This window comes from Nonomuraea aurantiaca, assembly GCF_020215705.1.
GTDB classification, from domain to species: domain Bacteria; phylum Actinomycetota; class Actinomycetes; order Streptosporangiales; family Streptosporangiaceae; genus Nonomuraea; species Nonomuraea aurantiaca.
This window is the reverse complement of record NZ_JAIWNB010000024.1, coordinates 164,753-184,973: the sequence shown is the minus strand read 5'-3', so window position 1 is coordinate 184,973 and position 20,221 is coordinate 164,753. Positions and strand designations below refer to the sequence as shown.

21 protein-coding genes are annotated in these 20,221 nt (G+C 68.8%); 11 read left to right on the top strand and 10 right to left on the bottom strand.

Annotation, left to right across the window (positions count from 1 at the left end; genetic code table 11):
- Positions 1–265 (bottom strand): endo-1,4-beta-xylanase (locus LDL49_RS41745; protein ID WP_225300205.1); only part of this gene is annotated, 265 nt, incomplete at its 3' end.
- A 544-nt stretch (positions 266–809) separates the two neighbouring features.
- Positions 810–1,289 (bottom strand): hypothetical protein, encoded by a 480-nt coding sequence (locus LDL49_RS41740; RefSeq protein WP_225300203.1) that lies wholly within the window; start codon positions 1,287–1,289, stop codon positions 810–812.
- A gap of 186 nt (positions 1,290–1,475) precedes the next feature.
- On the opposite strand from LDL49_RS41740, the gene LDL49_RS41735 reads away from it, so the two are divergent.
- Complete coding sequence (locus LDL49_RS41735; RefSeq protein WP_225300201.1) at positions 1,476–2,996, top strand: trypsin-like serine protease; 1,521 nt, start codon at positions 1,476–1,478, stop codon at positions 2,994–2,996.
- A 751-nt stretch (positions 2,997–3,747) separates the two neighbouring features.
- Here LDL49_RS41735 and LDL49_RS41730 read toward each other — a convergent pair.
- Complete coding sequence (locus tag LDL49_RS41730) at positions 3,748–4,998, bottom strand: sensor histidine kinase (protein ID WP_225300198.1); 1,251 nt, start codon at positions 4,996–4,998, stop codon at positions 3,748–3,750.
- Positions 4,989–5,651 (bottom strand): response regulator transcription factor, encoded by a 663-nt coding sequence (locus LDL49_RS41725; RefSeq protein ID WP_225300196.1) that lies wholly within the window; start codon positions 5,649–5,651, stop codon positions 4,989–4,991. Before LDL49_RS41725 ends, LDL49_RS41730 begins: the two co-directional genes overlap by 10 nt.
- 116 nt (positions 5,652–5,767) lie before the next feature.
- Here LDL49_RS41725 and LDL49_RS41720 point away from each other — a divergent pair, with 116 nt between their 5' ends.
- A complete protein-coding gene (locus LDL49_RS41720) occupies positions 5,768–6,853 on the top strand; it encodes a serine hydrolase domain-containing protein (protein WP_225300194.1) in 1,086 nt (361 codons plus the stop codon).
- 56 nt (positions 6,854–6,909) lie between these two features.
- A complete protein-coding gene (locus tag LDL49_RS58730) occupies positions 6,910–8,316 on the top strand; it encodes a S41 family peptidase (RefSeq protein ID WP_225300192.1) in 1,407 nt (468 codons plus the stop codon).
- 650 nt (positions 8,317–8,966) lie between these two features.
- Here LDL49_RS58730 and LDL49_RS41710 read toward each other — a convergent pair.
- Both LDL49_RS41710 and LDL49_RS41705 read right to left on the bottom strand, forming a co-directional pair.
- On the bottom strand, positions 8,967–10,595 hold the full coding sequence (locus LDL49_RS41710) for an ABC-F family ATP-binding cassette domain-containing protein (protein ID WP_225300190.1): 1,629 nt from the start codon (positions 10,593–10,595) through the stop codon (positions 8,967–8,969).
- Positions 10,596–10,828: 233 nt separating this feature from the next.
- Complete coding sequence (locus LDL49_RS41705; protein WP_225300188.1) at positions 10,829–11,380, bottom strand: TetR/AcrR family transcriptional regulator; 552 nt, start codon at positions 11,378–11,380, stop codon at positions 10,829–10,831.
- A 120-nt stretch (positions 11,381–11,500) separates the two neighbouring features.
- On the opposite strand from LDL49_RS41705, the gene LDL49_RS41700 reads away from it, so the two are divergent.
- Positions 11,501–12,343 carry an oxidoreductase gene (locus LDL49_RS41700; protein ID WP_225300186.1) on the top strand — a complete coding sequence of 281 codons (843 nt, stop codon included), beginning with the start codon at positions 11,501–11,503 and terminating at the stop codon, positions 12,341–12,343.
- 37 nt (positions 12,344–12,380) lie between these two features.
- Here the strand turns inward: LDL49_RS41700 and LDL49_RS41695 are convergent, their stop codons facing one another.
- Entirely contained in the window at positions 12,381–12,725 is a 345-nt protein-coding gene (locus LDL49_RS41695; protein ID WP_225300184.1) for a helix-turn-helix transcriptional regulator, read from the bottom strand.
- A gap of 232 nt (positions 12,726–12,957) precedes the next feature.
- On the opposite strand from LDL49_RS41695, the gene LDL49_RS41690 reads away from it, so the two are divergent.
- Positions 12,958–13,320 (top strand): STAS domain-containing protein, encoded by a 363-nt coding sequence (locus LDL49_RS41690; protein ID WP_225300182.1) that lies wholly within the window; start codon positions 12,958–12,960, stop codon positions 13,318–13,320.
- Between the two features lie 100 nt (positions 13,321–13,420).
- Here the strand turns inward: LDL49_RS41690 and LDL49_RS41685 are convergent, their stop codons facing one another.
- Complete coding sequence (locus LDL49_RS41685) at positions 13,421–13,654, bottom strand: helix-turn-helix domain-containing protein (protein ID WP_308016259.1); 234 nt, start codon at positions 13,652–13,654, stop codon at positions 13,421–13,423.
- Here LDL49_RS41685 and LDL49_RS41680 point away from each other — a divergent pair.
- Positions 13,618–14,325 carry a methyltransferase domain-containing protein gene (locus LDL49_RS41680; protein ID WP_225300178.1) on the top strand — a complete coding sequence of 236 codons (708 nt, stop codon included), beginning with the start codon at positions 13,618–13,620 and terminating at the stop codon, positions 14,323–14,325. The genes LDL49_RS41685 and LDL49_RS41680 overlap by 37 nt on opposite strands.
- Before the next feature lie 39 nt (positions 14,326–14,364).
- Here the strand turns inward: LDL49_RS41680 and LDL49_RS41675 are convergent, their stop codons facing one another.
- Positions 14,365–14,712, bottom strand: a complete 348-nt coding sequence (locus LDL49_RS41675) for a luciferase domain-containing protein (RefSeq protein ID WP_225300176.1) — start codon at positions 14,710–14,712, stop codon at positions 14,365–14,367.
- Between the two features lie 161 nt (positions 14,713–14,873).
- Between LDL49_RS41675 and LDL49_RS41670 the strand changes: the two genes are divergently transcribed.
- The 4 genes from LDL49_RS41670 (at position 14,874) to LDL49_RS41655 (ending at position 17,164) form a co-directional block, all read left to right on the top strand.
- Positions 14,874–15,431, top strand: a complete 558-nt coding sequence (locus tag LDL49_RS41670) for an RNA polymerase sigma factor (RefSeq protein WP_225300173.1) — start codon at positions 14,874–14,876, stop codon at positions 15,429–15,431.
- Entirely contained in the window at positions 15,428–16,132 is a 705-nt protein-coding gene (locus LDL49_RS41665) for a hypothetical protein (protein WP_225300171.1), read from the top strand. The genes LDL49_RS41670 and LDL49_RS41665 overlap by 4 nt, the downstream gene beginning before the upstream one ends.
- A gap of 23 nt (positions 16,133–16,155) precedes the next feature.
- A complete protein-coding gene (locus tag LDL49_RS41660; protein ID WP_225300169.1) occupies positions 16,156–16,902 on the top strand; it encodes a class I SAM-dependent methyltransferase in 747 nt (248 codons plus the stop codon).
- 64 nt (positions 16,903–16,966) lie between these two features.
- A complete protein-coding gene (locus LDL49_RS41655; protein ID WP_225300167.1) occupies positions 16,967–17,164 on the top strand; it encodes a hypothetical protein in 198 nt (65 codons plus the stop codon).
- A 400-nt stretch (positions 17,165–17,564) separates the two neighbouring features.
- On the opposite strand, the gene LDL49_RS41650 is transcribed toward LDL49_RS41655, so the two are convergent.
- The gene (locus LDL49_RS41650) at positions 17,565–19,499 is read right to left on the bottom strand and encodes a glycosyl hydrolase family 18 protein (RefSeq protein ID WP_225300165.1); all 1,935 of its coding nucleotides are present in this window, start codon (positions 19,497–19,499) and stop codon (positions 17,565–17,567) included.
- A gap of 235 nt (positions 19,500–19,734) precedes the next feature.
- On the opposite strand from LDL49_RS41650, the gene LDL49_RS41645 reads away from it, so the two are divergent.
- Positions 19,735–20,208 (top strand): hypothetical protein, encoded by a 474-nt coding sequence (locus LDL49_RS41645; protein WP_225300163.1) that lies wholly within the window; start codon positions 19,735–19,737, stop codon positions 20,206–20,208.
- Positions 20,209–20,221: the final 13 nt, after the last annotated feature.

Genomic DNA, 20,221 nt, shown 5'->3' with positions numbered 1-20,221 from the left:
TCATCTCGTTCTCGGCCGTCACCATGTTGAACTCGCGGCTCGCGATGGTGGTGTACTGCGAGTCGCCGAGGCGGCCCGAGGCGATGGCGGTGCCGAAGTACCGCCCGCTCTGCGCGGCGGCCGCGCCGAGCGTACTCGCCGCCGCTCCGGCCGGCGTGGTCGGTACCATCACCGCGGTGACCACGCCGAGTACGCCGGCGGCGGCGGCGATCAGGACCCGCGGGCTCCTGAGAGGCCGCGGCGGAAGTATGGCTTTGATGCCCATGACTGGCTGCTCCAGACTGAATCACGAGAAAGCGGACACGCGGGGGTCATCCCGCACGATCGACGCCGCGTCCCGTGATCAGGGCGCACACCACCAGGGCATCGCGAACGGCGGTCCTCACCGCGCACCACCACGAGCAGGAGGAAGCCGCCTTGGGCCACAGTCTGGAAACCATCCCGAAATGTGTCAAGGATTTGGCGAAAGTTTCAGAGTGACGCTCTCGCCGTCACGGGCGGCGACCCCTGATAACGCCTGATGAGCCGCCTGCCCGTCCGCCGCCCCTCCGCGGGCGCGAGGTGCCGTCCTTGACGTCGCCTCTTCGTCTCGTATTGGCTCCGACGTGTCACCACAGCCATCTGACAGAGAAGGAACCGCGACCGGAAGAGAAGACGTGTGAGCGATAACAGCCGACCGGGGGCCACCACCCGGCGGCCATGATGCGGGCGGTCCGGCGGACAGACACCACGTCCCTGGCGCCGCCCTCTCGGAGAGTCACCGATGAGGAGGTGGGGTAAAGGCGTTTCGCGCACTGGCTCTCCGGACGTCATTTGCCGTAGCACTCCGTCAAGCCGTCCTGCGAGACGCCTTCAGGCACCTCGACCTGTGCGGCCTGCCCTGGAGCGGGGTCTCTGACTTTGTACCCGTGGGCGCGGAGGCACTGGAGGGTCTTGAGCTCCTTCTCCTTCGCTTCTTTGTCGGACATCTTGGGCTGGTCGTCAGAGGCCGTGGGCGGCTTGCCGATCTTCTTGATGCAGGCGTCCCTCGCTACCTCGTACGCGTCCTGCCGGTCGCCGAAGTCGATTTTTCCGGGCTCCTTCGGGAGTACGAGGCCCTTGTCGCTCAGGCACGACCGGAACTTGACCTCCCATTCGGTGTACTTCTGGTCGGCCGTACCGGCGGAAGGCGAGTTGTTCGGCGGGCCGCTCGACCCGTTGGCGACGCCGCAACCGGCCAGCAGGCCTGCGAGGCAGGCGAAAGCCGCGAATGCGACGCGAGTGCGAGGGAGGTGAAGTGTATTGGGCATGGTTCGCCACCCTGCGCGGTGCGGGTGTCCGCGCTGTCGCGGTCTCGTATCCGCGACCGCTTGGCTACGTATCGGGTGTGTGTCAGTCCTCGGAGCTCGTATCTGATACATCCCTAATACGCGTCCAAGCGGCCGCCGATACGTGACCGCCGCAGCATGGACACCCGCACCGCGCAGGGTGTCCCAATGCGCTTTCGTTCCCTTCTTCTCGCCGTTCCCGTGGTGCTGGCCACGCTGGCGGCGACCGCGACTCCGTCGTTCGCCCTGCGCGGCGGCGTCGAGTCGGTACGGCCGTACTCGTTCATGGGCTCGTTACAGCGCGCCGAATCCCCGCGCGCGGACGGCCATGTCTGCGGAGTCACGCTGATCGCGCCGCAGTGGGTGGTCACCGCGAGCCACTGCGCCCGTACGCCCAATCAGGCTCCGGTCGGCACCCCTCGGGGCTGGCGGGTACGCATCGGCTCCCTGAGCGTGACCTCCGGCGGTGAGCTGGCCGAGGTCGACACGTTCTATCGGTACTCCACCGAGGTCTACGGCAAGGATCTCGCGCTGCTGCACCTGCGTACCCCGGTTCGAGCAAAGCCGGCGCGGATCGCGGCGACCACGCCGGCCGACCGGACCGCGGCCCGCATCATCGGCTGGGGCGTGACCTGTGACGAGCGCGCGCCGAAGTGCTACCCGGACCGTCTGCGCGAGGCCGACACCGTGGTGCAGCCGGACTCGGAATGCGAAGTGAGCGGTATCACCGCGGAACGTGAGCTGTGCGTGGGCAGCCTGGACGGAAGCATCTCGGCCACCAACATGGATTCCGGTGGCCCGGCGCTGGTCCGCCGCGGTGGCAGCTGGCTGCTGGCGGGGGCGGTCAGCGGCAGTAACGGCCCCGACACCCCGACCGTGTACAGCGACGCGTCGTTGTATCGGAAATGGATCCGGGGCATCGTCACGGGCACCGCCGTTCCGCCGGAACCGCACCTGCCGTCCCTGGAGGGCGCCGCGCAGTTCGGTGAGTGTTCCGGCGCCGTGGTCCGCACCGGGACCGGCCGGGCGGAGGATCCGGCCCTGCTTCTCACGAACGGCCACTGCGTCCAGGGCACCCGCCCCGCGCCGGGGTCGGCGCTGGTCGATCAGCCGGCCGTCCAGCCGGTCACGATCACCGACCGCGAGGGCTACCCCAAGGTCGAGGCAAGGACGACCCGGCTGGTGTACGCCACCATGACCGGCACCGACGTCGCCCTGTACCGCCTGGACCGGACGTACGCGGAGCTGGCCGCCGCCGACGCCAAGGTCTTCGACCTCACGACAACCCCGGCCGCGGCCGGTGACCGCGTGGACCTGCTGTCCGGCACCTGGGGCCGCCGCTGGAGCTGCGCGGTGAAGGCCGTGGTGCCGGGGCTGCGTGAGGGCGGGTACGAACAGGAGAACGCACTCAGGTACACCAGCGCCTGCGAACCAGGGCACGGCGCCTCGGGGTCACCACTGATCGCCCCGGACGGTCAGACCGTGGTCGGGCTGCACAGCACGAGCAACGACGACGGGAAGAGCTGCACGGAGAACAACCCGTGCGAAGTCGACGCGGCCGGCCACGTGACGGTACGCAAGGGGGCTCACTACGGCCAGCAGGTCGCAGCCGTACCCGCCTGCCTGGCGCCCGGCTCAGTGCTGGACCTGTCCCGCCCGGACTGCACACTGCCCCGCCCAGCCGCCTGACAAGCGGCCGTTGCCGCTCCTTCTTCCTGGACCGTTCAGGCGCTCCGTGCCGCTGTGGCGCTGCACACAATCTCCGGAGTCGCTCTGGGCGCGAAGACCCTTCACCTGCCGCTCGGGGTGCTGTTGTTCGGCTGCGGCGTCCCGCAGCTCTTCCGAGTGCCGGCGCATGACACATGAGCGCCGACATGCTCGGTAATCAACGGAGATCCAGTTCTTCGACGGCTGATCGTGGGAGATCACCGTTTTACTGGATCTCCGTCCCCAAGTCCTGAGAACTTACGTGCTCGACAGCGCCAGGAGCGCCTCAACTACCCGGCGTCCGTGAGTTACCGGCAGACTGCGGAACCACGCGCATAAGCCAATGCGATCTTGCGTGCGACCGTCAAGAAAACAGCACAAGCTGAATTCTGTTGGGGTCAGGGCGCGGTATCGAGAATCCCCGCTGCGTGTTCGCCGGGGTCATCTGGCGTTGCTGCCTAATTACTGGCCGGCGACAGGTGTCGCTCATTGCGGGCAACCGTGACAAACCTCCGCTGGCCGTATGCGACTGCGATCATTCCGCCCTGAAACGGTCCCAAAACTCAAGAGTTCTGGCCAAGATCATTAGTGTGTGTGTCACTTTTCGAAGTCGCGTGCACGGATGCTCGAAGTGGTCTGCACGCCCCGCTGACGGGGGCTGCCTGGCAGCGCGACGATGAGTGAGGAAGCCCAGCAACCCCTGGCGTCTGAAGGGGACAGTGATGCCGTGCGTTCATTCAGCGGGAGGGCTCCTTGGTGGTGCCGTGCGCATGGTGGATGCCGAATGTAAGCGATGACCGCAGCGTGTCGTCGTGCCGGCCGCTCTGCGGTCGCTTGAATTGTGCGGGAGGTCGATGGTGACGTCGAGGCCGCCACCTGGGCGGGCCGTGATCGCGATGTGTCCCCCGTGGGCGAGGGTGATCGCGCGCACGATGGACAGTCCCAGGCCCAGTCCCAGGCCGTCGGTTCGGACGCGGCTGCCCTGCCCGTGCACGAACGGTTCCAGCAACGCCTGCGCCTCCTCGGGCACGATCTCGCGGCCGGTGTTGCAGATCCGCAGGACGGCGCGTGCGCCCGCCGTGTACGTGTCGACGATGAGGTGCCCGTCGGCGTGGTTGTAGCGGAGCGCGTTGTCGACCAGGTTGCCGATCATCCGTTCCAGCAGGACGGGCTCGCCGGTGACCGGTGCGGGCCGCAGCCCGGAGCGTATGGCTATGCCGGCGGTAACCGCCCGCCCCTCGACTGTGTCGAGGGCGGCTGCCGCGATGGCGGCCAGGTCGGCCGTCTCACGCGCGCCGGATCCGGCCTGGCTGCGGGCCAGCAGCAGCAGCCCGTCCAGGACGCGCTGCATGTGGGCGACAGCGTCGCGCACATCGCCGGCCATGATGAGCAGGTCGGCACGGCTGGGGTGTCCGTCCAGGGTGACGTCGATGGCGGTGCGGGCGGTGGTCAGTGGTGTGCGCAGCTCGTGGGCGGCGCTGGCGGTGAACAGCCGCTGGCCGTCCAGGATCTGGTCGCGCTCGGCGACGCCGCGCTGGATGCGGTCCAGCATGTCGTTGACCGTGCCGGCCAGTGCCGACAACTCGTCGGCGGGTGTGGTGACGGGGACCCGTTCGGTGAGATTCTCGGCCGACAGCCGCCGGGCGGTGGCGGAGATGACGCGGATCGGCCGCAGCACTCGTCCGGCCACCAGCCAGCTCAGCGCGGCGGCCAGCGCGGTCACCATGATGAGCGCCAGACCGGCCTGGGACAGTAGCGCGGACAGGGTGTCGGCCTGCACCCGGTCGGCGAAGGCTCGCAGGTCCTCGGCCGGTGCCGGCATCGGCGAGGGTGCGCCCGAGGGGTCCGGGCCGGTCGGGTCCAGGCGGGTGAAGAACTCACGGCGCCGCATCAGCAGATAGGTGAGACCGGTCAGCGCGGCCCCGGCAGCGAGCACCAGGGCGGTCTGCAGCAGGGCGAGCCGGGCCCTGGCCGTCAGCCGCACGGGCCGATCCGATAGCCGGCGCCGATGACGGTCTCGATCACCGGCGGGTCGCCGAGCTTGCGGCGCAGCGTGCCGACGGTGATCCGGACTGCGTTGGTGAACGGGTCCGCGTGCTCGTCCCATACCCGCTCCAGGAGCGTTTCCGCGCTGACCACGTCGCCGCCGGCGGCCAGCAGCTGCTCCAGCACGCCGAACTCCTTGGGGGTCAGGCGCAGCAGCCTGCCGTCCCGCTCGGCGCTTCGCCGGGCCGGATCCAGCATCACGCCGTCGGCGCGCAGCACCGGTGGGCGGGCCGGCGCGCTGCGCCGTACCAGGGCGTGCACGCGGGCGACCAGCTCGGAGAAGGCAAACGGCTTGCCCAGGTAGTCGTCGGCGCCCAGCATCAGCCCGCCGACCCGGTCCTCCACGGCGTCGGACGCGGTCAGCATCAGCACCCGCGAGACCCCCCGCTGGACGAGCCGGCGGCAGACCGCGTCGCCGTGCACTTCCGGCAGGTCCCGGTCCAGGACCACCACCTCGTACGGCGTGAGCTCGCACTTGTCCAGCGCGCTTTGGCCGTCGAGGGCGACGTCGACGGTGAAGCCATGCTTGCGCAGCCCGGCTTCGATGTACCCGGCGAGGGGCTGCTCGTCTTCGACCAAGAGCACACGCATCCGGGCAGTATCGCAGGCACCCACATATGGAACACATATGGTCCGCCGATCGCCCACCGATAAGCGCCGGCCGATAGATGTGATCACCCCAAAGTCCCGTAGAGAGGATCACCGCAATGAGGCGTGGCAGAACGATCGGCATGGCCGGGCTGGCATACGCGGTGCTGGCGTTGAGCTTCCCAGCACCCGCAACCGCCGCCGACCAGGTCGAGCTCGGAGACGTCCAGCAGGCGATAGAGAACGTGGCGAAGAGCGCTGGCGTGGTGGGAGCCATTGGCGAGGTGTACGTCGACGGCAAACGAAAGGGCCGGGGGACGGCGGGTTCGCGCCTGCTCGGCGGCAAGGGCGGTCGCATCCCCTCGGGTTCCCGGTACCGCATCGCATCCCAGACCAAGCTCATGGAGGCCGCGATCATCCTGCAGCTGGTCGGGGAGGGCAAGCTCAGCCTGGATGACAAGCTCAGCGACATCCTGCCCGAGATGGCCGAACACGACTATGTGGATCGCGCCGACGAGATCACCGTGCAGCAGTTGATCAGGCACACCTCGGGCATCCCCGACTTCATGGAGAGCGGGAAGTTCGACGTCTTCGACTTCACCACCGTCTACAAGCCGATCGACCTGGTGAAGGCCGCACGGACCGTTCCCCGCAAGGGCGAGCCGGGAGAGTACCTCTACTCCACCACCAACTACGTGCTCCTCGGCATGATGATCGAGAAGGTAACCGGCCACGACCGGGCCACCGAGTTCAAGCGGCGTCTGTTCACCCCGCTCGGCATGAAGCACACCTATCTGGCCACCAAGGTCTCCGACCAGATCAAGGGCCCGCACGGACACGGCTACTACCCCGATGACCAAGGCGTACCGCGCGACGTCGACCGGCTCAACGCCACCATCGGGGGCCAAGGAGTGATCTCCACCGCGGCGGACCTCAGCGCCTTCTACCGCGCGCTCAACCAGGGCAAGCTGGTCTCGTCGGACCTGCAACGGCAGTTGCCACGGCCGTTCCCCAACCTGTGCGGCGGAACGGTCTCCTCGGCATCGGGCAGCATGCCCGGAATCAACTCCATCACCTTCTCCTCGACCGACGGCCGGCTTCAGTTCGCGGTGGCCGCCACACTGAAGATCGACAACGAGAAGGCCATGGCCGTCGGTGACGCCATCAACAAGGCCGCCGAAGCCGTCCTCTGCCCCGGCCGATAACCGGAGCCCACTCGTCGACCGCGATATCCGCCCACATGAGTGAGAGACCTATCAGCGTGAAACGCTTTCTCCTGACCACGCTGGCCTGCACCGGCGTCCTGACGCCGGCGACGTCCGGTGCCGTGGTGACCGCGAAGACCGAGGCGGCCGCGTGCGACACCAAGCCGGCCCAGCCCGTCCCCACCGGCCTGAGCACCATCAAGCAGGCATACGACTGCATCTTCACCGGCTTCTACGGCCGCGAGCGGCTCGACCACCGGGCAGCGCTCGCGGCCGGGTTCGCCGGGCTCACCGAGGAACTGAACCGCCGCGGCACCGACCGGCCCGACGCCACCATGCCGCCGCTGACCGGAAACCGCACGACCGACCTGGACGCATTCGCGGCCGCGTACGAGCGGGTGATGGCCGAGCTGCCGGACGACGCCGCGCTGCGACAAGCCGCAGCCGGGGCCACGATCAAGGCCATGGTGGGCAGCCTGCACGATAACCACTCGCGGTGGGGCCGCGGGGCGCAACCACCCGGTGGGCCGGGTGCGGCCTACGGGCTCGGCTTCACCACCTCGCCCGGCTATTCGATCACCTACCGGGCACCGCAGAAGGCGATGGCCCCGTTGTTCGTCAACGCCGTGCAGGGCGGCCCGGCCGCCGTCGCTCATATCCGTCCAGGCGAGATCGTGCAATCCGTCAACGGCGCGCCCGTCTTCGTGGACGGTGTCCTGTCCAGTGGCGCCATGAACCTGCTCAACCCCGAATACTCCGGCGACCAGCCGGACCCGGTACGGCTGGCGCTGCTCGACCCCTCCACCGGCCGCGTCAGGAAGACGACGCTGCGGCCGAAGCTGTTCACGCCCACGACGCGGCCCGTGACGGCCCGCCGGCTCGACGGCGACGTGGCCGCAGTCAAGCTCACCAACTTCCAGCCCGGGACCGCAGACCAGGCCCTGGCCGCCATCGCCGGACTGCGTGAGGACAAGGCACTGCGTGGCCTTGTCCTGGACCTGCGCGGCACCAACGGCGGCTCGCCCGCCGAGGTCGTCAAGCTGCTCAGCAGCTTCGTACACGGCAAGGTGCACAGTTACGACTGCACCCCCGACGACACGTGCACACCCAACCGCACCGACGACGCGGTCCCGCTGCTCGGCCTTCCCCTGGCCGTGCTCGTCGACGGCATCTGCGCCTCGGCCTGCGACGCCTTCTCGGCCGCGGTCAAAGACCTCAAGGTCGGGCCGCTGATCGGGTCGCGCACGTCGGGCATGGTGTCGGGATCCGCCCGTATGTTCGCGCTGGACGACGGCAGCACGCTGTCTCTGCCCGCGGCCTACCAGGTGGGCGCCAACCGCGAACTGATCAACGGCATCGGCGTGGCGCCCGACCACTACCTGCCGCTGACCGCGAAGGACCTGCGCCAGCACCGCGACCCGGCGATGGCCAAGGCCCTGTCCCTGCTCTCCGCCGCCCGGTAGACGGGGCCTCGGCGGCCAGAGCGCGATGCAGTCCCCTGTCCATGCACTCTCGAAAGGAATATCTCCATGGTTGTCCGTCGACCGCCCTGCCTCAGCCTGGACCGGCGGTGGTCGCGTGCCGTTTCGGGTCCGTGCCTCAAGTTCCAAAGCAACTCTTTGTAACGGTTCGCTCTTTATGGCTGTGATTGAAGTGGCTGCCCTTTGTTTCATAGGCGACCACCCGTGAGACACCGCACGCGGCCGACCACATCGAGGTCGAACACCGTTTCACGGGTGAGTTTGCAAACGGGTAGGCACGCGAAACGCTCCAATGAACGGTCCCGTGGACGCTAACCCTCACTATTGATATTGCTCACTGCCCGCCGCACCGCGCACGGTCAGGGCGCCGCCCCGTCCGGCCCGCGTCTCGTCGAGCAGACCTGTCAGCGTTTCGATCTCGCGTTGTCGCCCTTTGAGCACCTTTCAAAGGCTCCCACATCGCTGTTTTAGCCGTAATCGCGGCGAAAGGCGATCTTCGCCATGACGCTCGGGCCGCACAGGACACAGGAAGCGAGCAGCGGTGAGCAACGTGTGGACTGGTAACGCACGATGCCGTGGGACCTCGCCTGGCATCGCGCTGGTGCTTTCTTCCGCGGCGGGAGGGCAGGGCGTCACTCACCAGTGGGGCCCCCGGTCTCCAGGAGGCGACCGTCCGACAGCTCCAGCCACCGTTCCACGCCGATCTCGGTGAGGAAGCGTTCGTCGTGGCTGACCACCACGAACGCTCCCTGGTACGCGATGAGCGCGCTCTCCAGCTGCGCCACGCTGACTAGGTCGAGGTTGTTCGTCGGCTCGTCGAGCAGCAGGAGTTGGGGCGCGGGCTCGGCGCACAGCACGCAGGCCAGGGTGGCCCGCAGCCGTTCGCCGCCGGACAGCACGCCCACCGGCAGGTGCGCACGTGCGCCGCGGAACAGGAAGCGGGCCAGCAGGTTCATCCGCTCCGCCGCCGCCATGCCGGGGGCGAAGGCGGCCAGGTTCTCCGCCACGGTGCGATCGACGTCGAGCAGGTCGAGCCGCTGCGACAGGTAGGCGACCCGCCCGTCGGCCCGCCTGGTCGTGCCGCCGTCCGGCTCCAGCTCGCCGCTGATCAGGCGCAGCAGGGTGGACTTGCCCGCACCGTTGGGGCCGTTCAGGGCGATGCGCTCGGGACCGCGTACGGTCAGGTCGAGGCCCGGCTCGACGAACAGGCCGCCACGGGCCCGCAGGCGTTCGCCGAGGAAGACCGTGCGACCGGCGGGCACGTTCGTCCCCGGCAGCTCCAACGCGATCTTCTGGTCGTCGCGCAGCGCCCATCCGGCCTCGTCGAGCCGGGCCTGGGCGTCGCTGACGCGGGAGGCGTGCATCTGGCCCGCCCGGCCGGCCGACTCCTGGGCGCCGCGTTTCATGTTCCCGGCGAAGATGCGCGGCAGCCCGGCGCTCTTGAGGTTGCGGGCGGCGTTGCCCGCCCGGCGCTCGGCCCGCTCGCGGGCCTGCTGCATCTCCCGTTTCTCGCGCTTGAGCTCCTGCTCGGCGCTGCGTACGTTCCGTTCGGCGGCCTCCTGCTCGGCGCGTACGGCCTCCTCGTACGCGGTGAAGTCGCCGCCGTAGAAGCGGACCTCGCCCCGGTCGAGCTCGGCGATACGGTCCATGCGGTCGAGCAGGGCCCGGTCGTGGCTGACCACGAGCAGGCAGCCGGTCCAGTCGCCGAGCACGTCGTAGAGCCTGCGGCGCGCGCCGAGGTCGAGGTTGTTCGTGGGCTCGTCGAGCAGGAGCACGTCGGGATTCTTGAGCAGCTGCGCGATCAGGCCGAGCGAGACGACCTGGCCACCGCTGAGCGTGCCCAGGCGCCGGTCGAAGCCGATGTCGGCGAGGCCGAGCCGGTCGAGCTGGGCACGGGTGCGCTCCTCGATGTCCCAGTCGTTGCCGATCGTGGTGAAGTGCTCCTCGCTCGGGTCGCCCGATTCGATGGCGTCCAGCGCGGCGATCACCGGGGCGATGCCGAGCACCTCGGCCACGGTCGGCTCCCCGACGAGGGGCAGGTTCTGCGGCAGGTAGCCGAGCACCCCTTCGACGGCGACGCCGCCGGCCGAGGGGCGCAGCTCGCCGGCCATCAGCTTGAGCAACGTGCTCTTGCCCGCGCCGTTCGGGGCGACGAGGCCGGTACGGCCGCCGCCCACGGTGAAGGACAGGTCGTTGAATACGGGGGTGTCGTCAGGCCAGGAGAAGGACAGGCCGGAACAGATGATGAACGCATCGGACATGCGACAGACCTCTATAAGAGACCCGGGCGCGCGCATTGGGCCCGGCAAGGGAACAGGGTTGGGGGTACGACGACGAGGGCCACGTCGGCGGCGGCGATCATGCGCGCCTGCCGGGGCCGGTCAACCTCCGGTATCACCCGGAGATGTCGTCGTCACCTGCCATGCCTGGTCTCCTAAGGTCCGAACACGAGCGTTTATCACCGTAGCAGGCGTCCCGGTCAGGCCGCGCAGGGTCACCGTGCCTGTGCGGCGCCGACGCCGCGCAGCAGGGTGTCGACCACGACGTCGGCGGCCTGTGCGGCGCTCAGCTCGGACAGGTTTTCGGCGGCATGCTCCATCAGCGGCGGCAGGACCGTGGCCACCCAGCCGCTCGGCAGGTCGGAGCGCAGCAGGCCCTCGTCGGTGGCGCGCCTCAAGAAGGCGTTGACCTCGTCGATCAGGACGCGGCGGCGCTCGCGGATCGTCTCGTCGCGGAGCATGAGGCTCGTTTCGACGGGCCATTCGCGGTTGACGGCGATGATGCCCTCGACATAGAGATGCAGCGCCACCGCGACCGGGGCCTCCCGCAGCCTGGCGGCCTCGATGGCCGCCTCGACCGCGTCGTAGCGTGCTCCGTAGACGGCGGCCATGAGGTCTTCGCGGGAGGCGAAGCGGCGGTAGACGGTGCGGCGGTCCACCCCTGCCTCGGCGGCGATGGCGGCGATGGTCGCCGAGGGGTCGTCGGCGAGCATGCGGGCGCCCGTGCTCAGGACGCGTTCCAGGTTTCGCGTCGCGTCTGCTCTCATCTGCTCAACATACCCTTCCAGGTGGCACATGAAGCAGCTTACCATCACGCTGATGGTGATATTATATTTTTAAGTGCTACATTGATGAGACAGCTAGTGCATCGATCAGAGGAAACACCCATGGCCAAGACATGGTTCATCACCGGAGCGTCGCGCGGACTCGGACGCCGTCTCACCGAAGCCGTCCTCGAAGCAGGCGACCAGGTGGTCGCCACCGCACGCGACCCCAAGCAACTCGACGACCTGGTGGCCCGCCATGGCGACCGGATACGAGCGGCGGCACTCGACGTCACCGACGCCGCCGCGGCCTCTCGAGCGGTCAAGGAGGCCACCGACGCCTTCGGCAGCCTCGACGTGGTCGTCAACAACGCCGGCTACGGCAACAGCGCACCGATCGAGGAGATGGCCGAAGACGACTTCCGCGCCCAGATCGAGACCAACCTCTTCGGCGTCGTGAACGTCACCCGGGCCGCCCTGCCCGTCCTGCGTACCCAAGGATCAGGAGTCTTCGTACAGTTCTCCTCCGTCGGAGGACGTGTCGGCGGCACCCCCGGAATGGGCGCCTATCAGACCGCGAAGTTCGCTGTCGAAGGCTTCTCCGAAGTCCTCGCCAATGAAGTCGCACCCTTCGGCATCAAGGTCATCATCGTCGAGCCGGGGGCGTTCCGTACCGACTGGCAGGGCTCCTCAATGGAGATCCACCCCGTCGGCCCCGACTACGAGCAGACCGTGGGCGCCATCCACCGCTTCCGACGCGACACCGACGGCACCCAGCCCGGCGACCCCGCTCGCGCCGCCAAGATCATCATTGACGTGGTCCGGGACGACGACCCACCTCGGCGACTCCTTCTCGGCAGCGACGCCGTCGCCTTGGCCCAGAAGGCCGCCGAGATCCGCGCCGCCGAAACCGAGAAATGGGCCGACGTGAGCCGCTCGGCCGACTACCCCGCCGACGAACGCTAGCCGCCGGAAGCCCTCTTCGGGAACTGTGCGCCACTCTTCACGGTTGCGTTTCGGGTGGTTGCGGGCTTGTGGGGCCGCCGGGCAGGTCGTGCTGGGTGAACGTGTCGATCAGCAGCCGGATCGGCAGGCCGGCCTCGGTGGGGTAGCGGAAGTGCTCGTCGAGGTTGAGGCTGTAGTGGTTGCGCCGGCCGATCCGCTCGCGGGAGAGGTAGCCGCCCTGGTGCAGGTCGGTCACGATGCCTTGCACGGCGCGTTCGGTGATGCCGATGCCGGCGGCGATGTCGCGCATGCGTGCCTGTGGATTGCGGGCGATCTCCAACAGGACACGGGCGTGATGGGTAAGAAACGTCCAGGCGGACGAACGGTCATCGGATGCGCTCACGGGTCTTCACCTTCTCCGCCCCCGGCGGTTAACAGCAGCTGCGGGGCGGACTGTACCCTCTCTTCCCAGAAGATCCTATGGGGAAAAGTCTTTCCGGTATCGGTCTTCGGGATTACAGTTCGGATGCGAGGAAGACCTCGCGCCCGTGCTCGGCCACCCCTGAGAGGACGTCATGACCGTCGTGCCGCCGCCGACCCCCTGCTGAGCAGGCCGTTAAGCCGCCATGCCCCCTTTGAGCCTGGACAGCCAGCGCCTGATCTTCGGCGTGCTGATCACCGTGACCGGCGAGGTGGACACCACCAACGCCGCCCAATTGGAGACCTATCTCACCCGGCAGGTCCGGCCCGGCGAGCCGCTGCTGCTCGATTTCGACGGGCTGACCTTCCTGGACAGCATGGGCCTGCACCTGCTGCTACGCCTCAACGCGGCGCTGAGCGAACAAGGCGCCGCGCTCCATCTGGCGGCCGTACACGGCGCACCCGCGCGCATCCTCAAGATCACCGGCCTGTCATCTGCCCTGAACATCCACACCACCGCGGAGCAGGCCATCATCAGCATCCTGAGGGAGCAGACCCAGCCACAGGAGCCTGCCTAGTATTCAAGATCCGCTCGGCCACCACCGCCTGGAAGTGGGGGCATCCTGGTAGGTCCTGGTGGTCGCAGTCCAGCGCGCAGTCCAGAAGGTCGAGTGCCGCCTACGCTTCGGCGATGCGCTGGGCGAGCTCCGCGCGGCGCCGTAGCAGGTGGGTCCGCCGTACGGCCGGGTCCGAGGTGGCGATCATCTCTCGGATGCCGTCCAGGCCGAACCCGGCCTCCTTGGCCCGCAGGATCACCGCCACGCGGTAGAGGTCGTCGGGGCCGTAGCGGCGGCGTTCGCCTCCGATGCGGACAGGTGTCAGCAACCCCATCGATTCCCAGGCGCGCGCGATCGTACGAACTGCTTGATCTTCCGTACGGATCGGCCGTGGTGGATGTCGGGTGCGGCGCCGGGCGGGCGGTCGGTGAGCTGGCCGAGCGTGGCGTACGGGCCATCGGCGTGGACGTCAGCGAGCAGATGCTCGCGGCGGCCCGCGACAGGTGGCCGGAGGCCGACTTCAGGCTGGGCGACGCCTGCGATCTGCCCATCGCCGACGGCGAGGTGGCCGGGTACCGGGCCGAGAAGGTCTTCCACGAGCTCGCCGACGCGGCCAAGGCGCTGGTGGAGGCGCGACGGGTCCTGTCCCCCGGCGGGCGGGTCGTGCTGATCGGGCAGGACTGGGACACCTTCGTCATCGACTCCGGCGACCCGGCGCTCACGCGGACCATCGTCCACGCGCGCGCCGACCAGGTGACCAACCCCCGGGCCGCCCGTTCCTATCGCAACCTGCTGCTCGACGCCGGGTTCGAGGACGTCGCGTTGGAGGTGCGCACGGGTGTCTTCACCGACGCGAAGCTGCTGCCCATGCTCACCGGGCTCGCGGAGGCCGCCCGTACGGCCGGAGCCATCGCTCCCGAGCAGGAGGCGTCGTGGGTGGCCGAGCAGACGGCGCGCGCTCGGGCGGGGCGGATGTTCCTGGCGCTGCCGCTCTTCGTCGCCTCGGCGAAGCGGCCTCCGGAATAGCGCGCCGGGGCGAAGCGTGCAGGCCGGTCGGCCGCGGGGTTACGAGGCGTGCGCCTTGATCGCCACGCTGGTCAGGGCGAGCAGCAGTTCGAGGTCGGGTTCGGCGTCCACCTGCACGGCCACCCAGGCACGGTCGGCGCAGGCGTGCACCTGGTCACAGACCCGCAGGTGCGGTTCGAGCCGGTCGATCGCCGCCGCCGTCAGGCGCAGGTGCACCTCGTCCCTGCCGGACGGGCGCAGGATCTCGGTGCCCCGCACCGCGAAGGCCACGCCGCGCCGGGTGTCGCTGACCGCCAGTGCCGGCCAGGAGCGCAGTTCGGCCATCGCCCGGGCCACATAGGGCCCGTGACGCAGACTCGCCCGCCGCCAGACGGAGATCCCTGCCACAACCTCAATGCTGCTCTACTGCACACCGCATCGCCATGCTGCGTTCTTCAACCGTTATCTGTTATTCAGACGCAAGGGGTCCCTGGGCACAGATGGAAACACTTGCGGAGGTGCCGGACACCTAGTGAGGTGTTCCGGCATTCTTCGGTTAGGAGACACCTGTGCAGGATCAACGCGTGCCCCCCGACACGCGAGATCGTTTCGAGGCGCTCTATCTCGCCTGTTATCCGGCCGTACATCGCTATGCGGTACGTCGTACCGATTCGGTGGACGACGTCGCCGATGTGATCGCGGAGACCTTCCTCGCCGCGTGGCGGCGGCTGGATGACGTACCCGAGGGCGAGGCCGCCGTGCTCTGGCTGTACGGCGCGGCCCGCCGGGTCCTGGCCAATCACCGGCGCGGCGAGTCGCGCCGTACCGCGCTGGCCTCGCGGCTCCGTGGCGAACTGGCAGTCGGACAGGGGCAGACGGCCGCCGATCCACGGGCCGATGCCGTACGCACCGCTTTCGCCGCCCTGAACGCGGCCGACCGGGATGTGCTCGCCCTGGCCTGCTGGGAGGAGCTGACCGGCCCGCAGATCGCCAAGGTACTGGGCTGCAGCAGCACCGCCGCCCGGCTCCGGCTGCATCGGGCCCGTAAACGACTGGCCCGGCTGCTCGACACGACCACGACGGACGAGGTCACCGTGATGACCGCGCTGAGGGGAGAAGCCCGATGAACAAGATCGACCGCATGGTGTCCGCCATCGATCCGGCCGCCGAGTACGCCGAGCCTGCCATCGGTCAGGGAGTCCAGGACCTCCTCGCGGAGATTGTGGCGACCCCGCCCGCACAGCGTCGGCCCTCCTGGCCACCGTTGCGTCGTCGCGTGCTGGCGGGGGTGGCCGTCACGGGCATCGCCGCGGCCGCGCTGGTGGCCGTGCCGTTGGTCTCAGGGGCGCCGAGCGCGGCGTACGCGGTGGTGAAGAACTCCGACGGCACCGTTCAGGTGACGGTCAAGGAGTTCCGGGACCCCGACGGGCTGGCGGCCAAGCTGAAGAGCGCGGGGATCGTGGCCGACGTGACGTTCACCGAAGCGGACAAGCAGTGCGCCCGCGGCCGTTTCGTCGGCGCGGACCTGGCCTACGACCCGCCGAGCACCAAGGGCATGACCGAGCAGCAGCGCAAGGAGTTCGACAAGCCGGACAACTGGCGCTCCCGAGACGTCGCCGCGCCGATCAACAAGGACACCTTCGTGATCTCCCCACGCTTCATGCGCCCGGAGGAGACGCTCGTCCTGGAGTTCCGACCGGGTAACTACGCCGGAATGGACTGGGCGCTCGGCACCTATCTCGCCAAGGCGGGCAGCCCGGTCGCGCCCTGCCGGCTTGTGAAGGCCAACTCCGATGAGGAGCTCGCCAAGAAGATGGCCGGGAACTGATCACGGCGGCATAGCGTGGCCGCATGGCTGACGCTATCTTCGAGTACCCGCGGCTGGCCTCGGTCTATGACGCGCTCGACCCCGACCGTGGCGACTTGGACGTATACGTGGCCATCGCCGATGAGCTCGGTGCCCGTACCCTGCTGGACGTGGGGTGCGGGACGGGGACGTTCGCGCTGCTCCTGGCTGGTCGCGGAGTCGACGTCATAGGCGTCGACCCGGCCCGCGCGTCGCTCGATGTCGCGCGGGCCAAGCCGGACGGCGAACGGGTGCGCTGGCTCCAGGGTGACGCGACGGCCCTTCCCCCGATGCGGGTCGATCTGGCCACCATGACGGGAAATGTCGCCCAAGCGATCGTGGACCAGCGAGATTGGGAGGGCACGTTACGCGGGGTCCACGACGCGTTGCGGCCTGGTGGACATCTCGTGTTCGAGACCCGGGATCCGGCGAAACGCGCCTGGGAGGAGTGGAATCGCGCGGCGACGTACAAGGTCACCGAGATTCAGGGCGTCGGCGCGGTCGAGCAGTGGTCCGACGTGCTCGACGTCAGCGGGCCGCTGGTGACCTTCCGCGTGACGTGGGTCTTCGGCTCGGACGGGCAGGTGCTGACCTCGGACTCGACGCTGCGCTTCCGCGAGCGTGACGAGGTCGAGGCCGCGCTGGTCGCCCATGGGTACACCGTGGCGGAAGTCCGTGGTGCGCCCGACCGGCCCGGCCTGGAGTTCGTGTTCTTCGCCCGGCGGCCCCCCGTGGGGGTCAGTGTTCTTTGAAGAGGGTTCTGCACAGCCGCGCCCTGAGGCCCTGCAGCCGGACGCACACCGAGTGGTGTGCCTCGTGATGCTTGGCTCTCACGTGACGGGCGAGGTGATGGCGGGTCTTCGCGATCTTGACGTGGTGCTTCCGCTCGACAGCCGGGTGGGCAGCCCGCCGGGCAGCCCTCCGAACAGCCCGATGAGCAGCCGGACGGGCGACTGGGCGGGCAGCCGGCGGGGCAGCGGGCTTCGGCGCCGCGTGGACCTGTTCGGCGGCTGACGGCGCGGCCTCACCGGTCGTGACCGACATGGCCGCCACCCGCGGGTGGAGCGACGACTGACGCTCCTGGACGGTCCGGCCCACCGAGTAGCCGAGCCCGCTGCCGAAGCCCATGGCTCCGGCGAGCGCGAGCGCCATGCACGCCGTTCCCCACCGCCGTCGGGGCGGGGTCGGTGTCCTACGAATGAACGCTGACGGCGGAAGCATGTCCATCATCATCACCCCCGGAGATCATGAGCTGACAATTAGCGGGCGATCACGAAGCGTTATGCTCTCAAGATTTCCACGCAGATCCCGGGTCAACCCTCCAACCGGGTACGAAAGCCGGTTACGAAAGGCGAAAGGGCCGGCTCCGCGACGCGAAGCCGGCCCAGACGCGGCCCTCAGGAGGTGAGGATGGTCACCCCAGGCCGCTCTTCATGGCGGTGATCAGCTCACCCCCGGTGGTGTCGCCGCTGAGCTCCCAGAAGAACGCGCCGCCGAGGCCCTGGTTCTTCGAGTAGCTCATCTTGCCGCCGATCGTGCTCGGCGTGTCGTAGCTCCACCATTGGCCCCCGCAGTAGGCGTACGCGGTGCCGGCGACGGTGCCGGTGGCCGGGCAGCGGGTCTTGAGCACCTTGTAGTCCTCGATGCCCTGTTCGTACGTGCCGGGCGCCGGCCCTGTCGCCGTGCCGCCGGGAGCGGACTGCGTGACCCCGCTCCAGCCGCGGCCGTAGAACCCGATGCCGAGCAGCAGCTTGCTCGACGGCACGCCCTTGCTCTTGAGCTTCTGGATGGCGTTGTCGGAGTAGAAGCCCGGTGTCGGGATGCCCGCGTACGAGGTGAGCGGCGAGTGCGGGGCGGTGGGGCCCTGCGCCGCGAAGGCGCCGAAGAAGTCGTACGTCATGACGTTGTACCAGTCGACGTACTGAGCGGCGCCGCCGTAGTCGGCCGCGTCGATCTTGCCGCCGCTGGTGCCGTCGGCGGTGATGGCCGCGGTGACGAGGTTGCCGGACCCGAAGCGGGAGCGCAGGGCCGACATGACGTTCTTGAACGCCGCCGCGCCACTGCTGTCGCAGCTGAGACCGCAGGCGTTCGGGTACTCCCAGTCGATGTCGATGCCGTCGAACACGTCCGCCCAGCGCGGGTCCTCGACCAGGTTGTAGCAGGAGTTGGCGAAGGCGGTCGGGTTCTGGGCGGCCTGGCCGAAGCCGCCGGACCAGGTCCAGCCGCCGAAGGAGAACAGCACCTTCAGGTTCGGGTACTTCTTCTTGAGCTTGCGCAGCTGGTTGAAGCTGCCGCGCAGCGCGCCCGCGTCCCAGGTGTCGGCGACGCCGTCCACGCTCTCGCCCGCCTGGTAGAAGCGGTCATAGTCGGCGTAGCTGTCGCCGATGGCGCACTGCCCGTTCGTCACGTTGCCGAAGGCGTAGTTGATGTGGGTCAGCTTGGCGGCCGAGCCGCTGGTGTCGATGTTCTTGACGTGGTAGCCGCGCTGGTAGACGCCCCACTGGACGAAGTAGCCGAGCACCTTGTTGCCGCCGCCGGTGCACCCGGTGGTCGCGCCGGTGACCTGGGCGCTGGCCGCGGACTCGCCCACCGAGTTGTACGCCTTGACCGTGTACGTGTGCGACGTACAGGCGCCCAGCGACCCGATGGTGGCCGACGTACCGGTCACGGTCGCCTTGACCGTGCTCCCCTCGTAGACGCGGTAACCGGTGACCGTGCCGGAAGAGGCGCCCCACGACAGGGCGATCGAGCTGGAGGTCGAGCCGGTGACGCTGGGCGTGCCGGGCTGGCCGGGAGCGCCGGTGCCGCCCGAGGTGGTGGCGGTGACGGAGTTGCCGACGGCCGAGACGTTACCGGCGGCGTCACGGGCGCGGACCGTGTAGGTGTAGCTGGTGGCGGCCGCCAGCCCGCTGTCGGTGTAGGAGGTGCCGGTGACCGTGGTCACCTGCGTCGAGCCGCGATAGACGTCGTAGCCGGTGACGCCGACGTTGTCGGTGGCGGCGTCCCAGGCCAGCGAGACGCTGCTGGAGGTGGTGCCCGTCGAGCGCAGGTTGCCGGGCACGGACGGCGCGGTGGTGTCGGTGCCGCCGCCGGTGACCGGTTTCCACAGGGCGGGTACGTTGGGCGGCTCCCAGCCGGGCTGGGAGGTGTGGCTCTGGACGCACTCGTAGTCGACCCCGTTGTAGGTGACGCGGGTCCCAGCCGTGTACGCGGTCCACGGGGCCCAGGCGGCGGCGAAGGCGACCGAGCTGGCGCCGTACGCGCCGGTAGGTGCGGCGACCGTGGCGGTCAGCGGCAGCAGCAGCGCCGCCAGGACCGCGAGGCCCTTCCTCAGGATGGTGTGTCTCATAGTGCTCCGACCTCCGGCGGGTTTGTGCGGGGTGGGTGGGAGGCCAGACAGGTAACTTATAGGAAAGTTTCCTGTCAATTATGAGACGACGCTAGCCGCCGCCTGCGAGATCGTCAATACGGGCGGTCAATTTTTGTCATACACGGAATTAACACCCGGCCCGGCAGTCTTCATCGTGACCGGCCGGTCGTCACAGCTCGAAACCCTTCAGAGACCCCTCAGAGAAGAGAGTCACATGAGACGCGCACTCGGTGCCGCCATCATCGCCGTGGCGGCCTTCGGCACCACCGCTGCCGTGTCCGCTCCGGCGTTCGCCTCGGACGACCCGTCGCAGCCCCAGCTGATCACCAGCGACCAGCTCACGCCCATCCTGGAGTGCTCCGAGCCCGACGTCGTGTTCGAGGGCGAGCAGGGCAAGCGGATCAGCCTCAAGGACGGCCGGTTCGCGGACGAGGACGGCAAGCTCATCAAGGGTGAGAAGGTGCGCGTCTTCTCGGAGCGGCTGGGCCCCGAGGACGATGCCTGCGGGCCGGACGAGAAGATGAAGTGCGTGGTCAGGCACCACGAAGGCGGCCGGGTTCATGTCCGGTTCCGCGATGAGAAGGGCGTTCTGCACAAGCGCGCCTTCAAGAGCAAGAAGAACGCGGAGTTCTTCACGAAGAAGGACAAGCACGTCATCAAGTGGGTCGGCTGCACCGTCGTGCGCTGACGCCTGACGAGGA

Bases quoted from the DNA above. Each gene is read 5' to 3' on its own strand.
- LDL49_RS41645 (WP_225300163.1), top strand. From the start codon at position 19,735: ATGAGACGCGCACTCGGTGCCGCCATCATCGCCGTGGCGGCCTTCGGC.
- LDL49_RS41735 (WP_225300201.1), top strand. From the start codon at position 1,476: ATGCGCTTTCGTTCCCTTCTTCTCGCCGTTCCCGTGGTGCTGGCCACG.
- LDL49_RS41650 (WP_225300165.1), bottom strand. From the start codon at position 19,499: ATGAGACACACCATCCTGAGGAAGGGCCTCGCGGTCCTGGCGGCGCTG.
- LDL49_RS41720 (WP_225300194.1), top strand. From the start codon at position 5,768: ATGAGGCGTGGCAGAACGATCGGCATGGCCGGGCTGGCATACGCGGTG.
- LDL49_RS41705 (WP_225300188.1), bottom strand. From the start codon at position 11,380: ATGAGAGCAGACGCGACGCGAAACCTGGAACGCGTCCTGAGCACGGGC.
- LDL49_RS41710 (WP_225300190.1), bottom strand. From the start codon at position 10,595: ATGTCCGATGCGTTCATCATCTGTTCCGGCCTGTCCTTCTCCTGGCCT.
- LDL49_RS41665 (WP_225300171.1), top strand. From the start codon at position 15,428: ATGAACAAGATCGACCGCATGGTGTCCGCCATCGATCCGGCCGCCGAG.
- LDL49_RS41660 (WP_225300169.1), top strand. From the start codon at position 16,156: ATGGCTGACGCTATCTTCGAGTACCCGCGGCTGGCCTCGGTCTATGAC.
- LDL49_RS41740 (WP_225300203.1), bottom strand. From the start codon at position 1,289: ATGCCCAATACACTTCACCTCCCTCGCACTCGCGTCGCATTCGCGGCT.
- LDL49_RS41725 (WP_225300196.1), bottom strand. From the start codon at position 5,651: ATGCGTGTGCTCTTGGTCGAAGACGAGCAGCCCCTCGCCGGGTACATC.
- LDL49_RS41700 (WP_225300186.1), top strand. From the start codon at position 11,501: ATGGCCAAGACATGGTTCATCACCGGAGCGTCGCGCGGACTCGGACGC.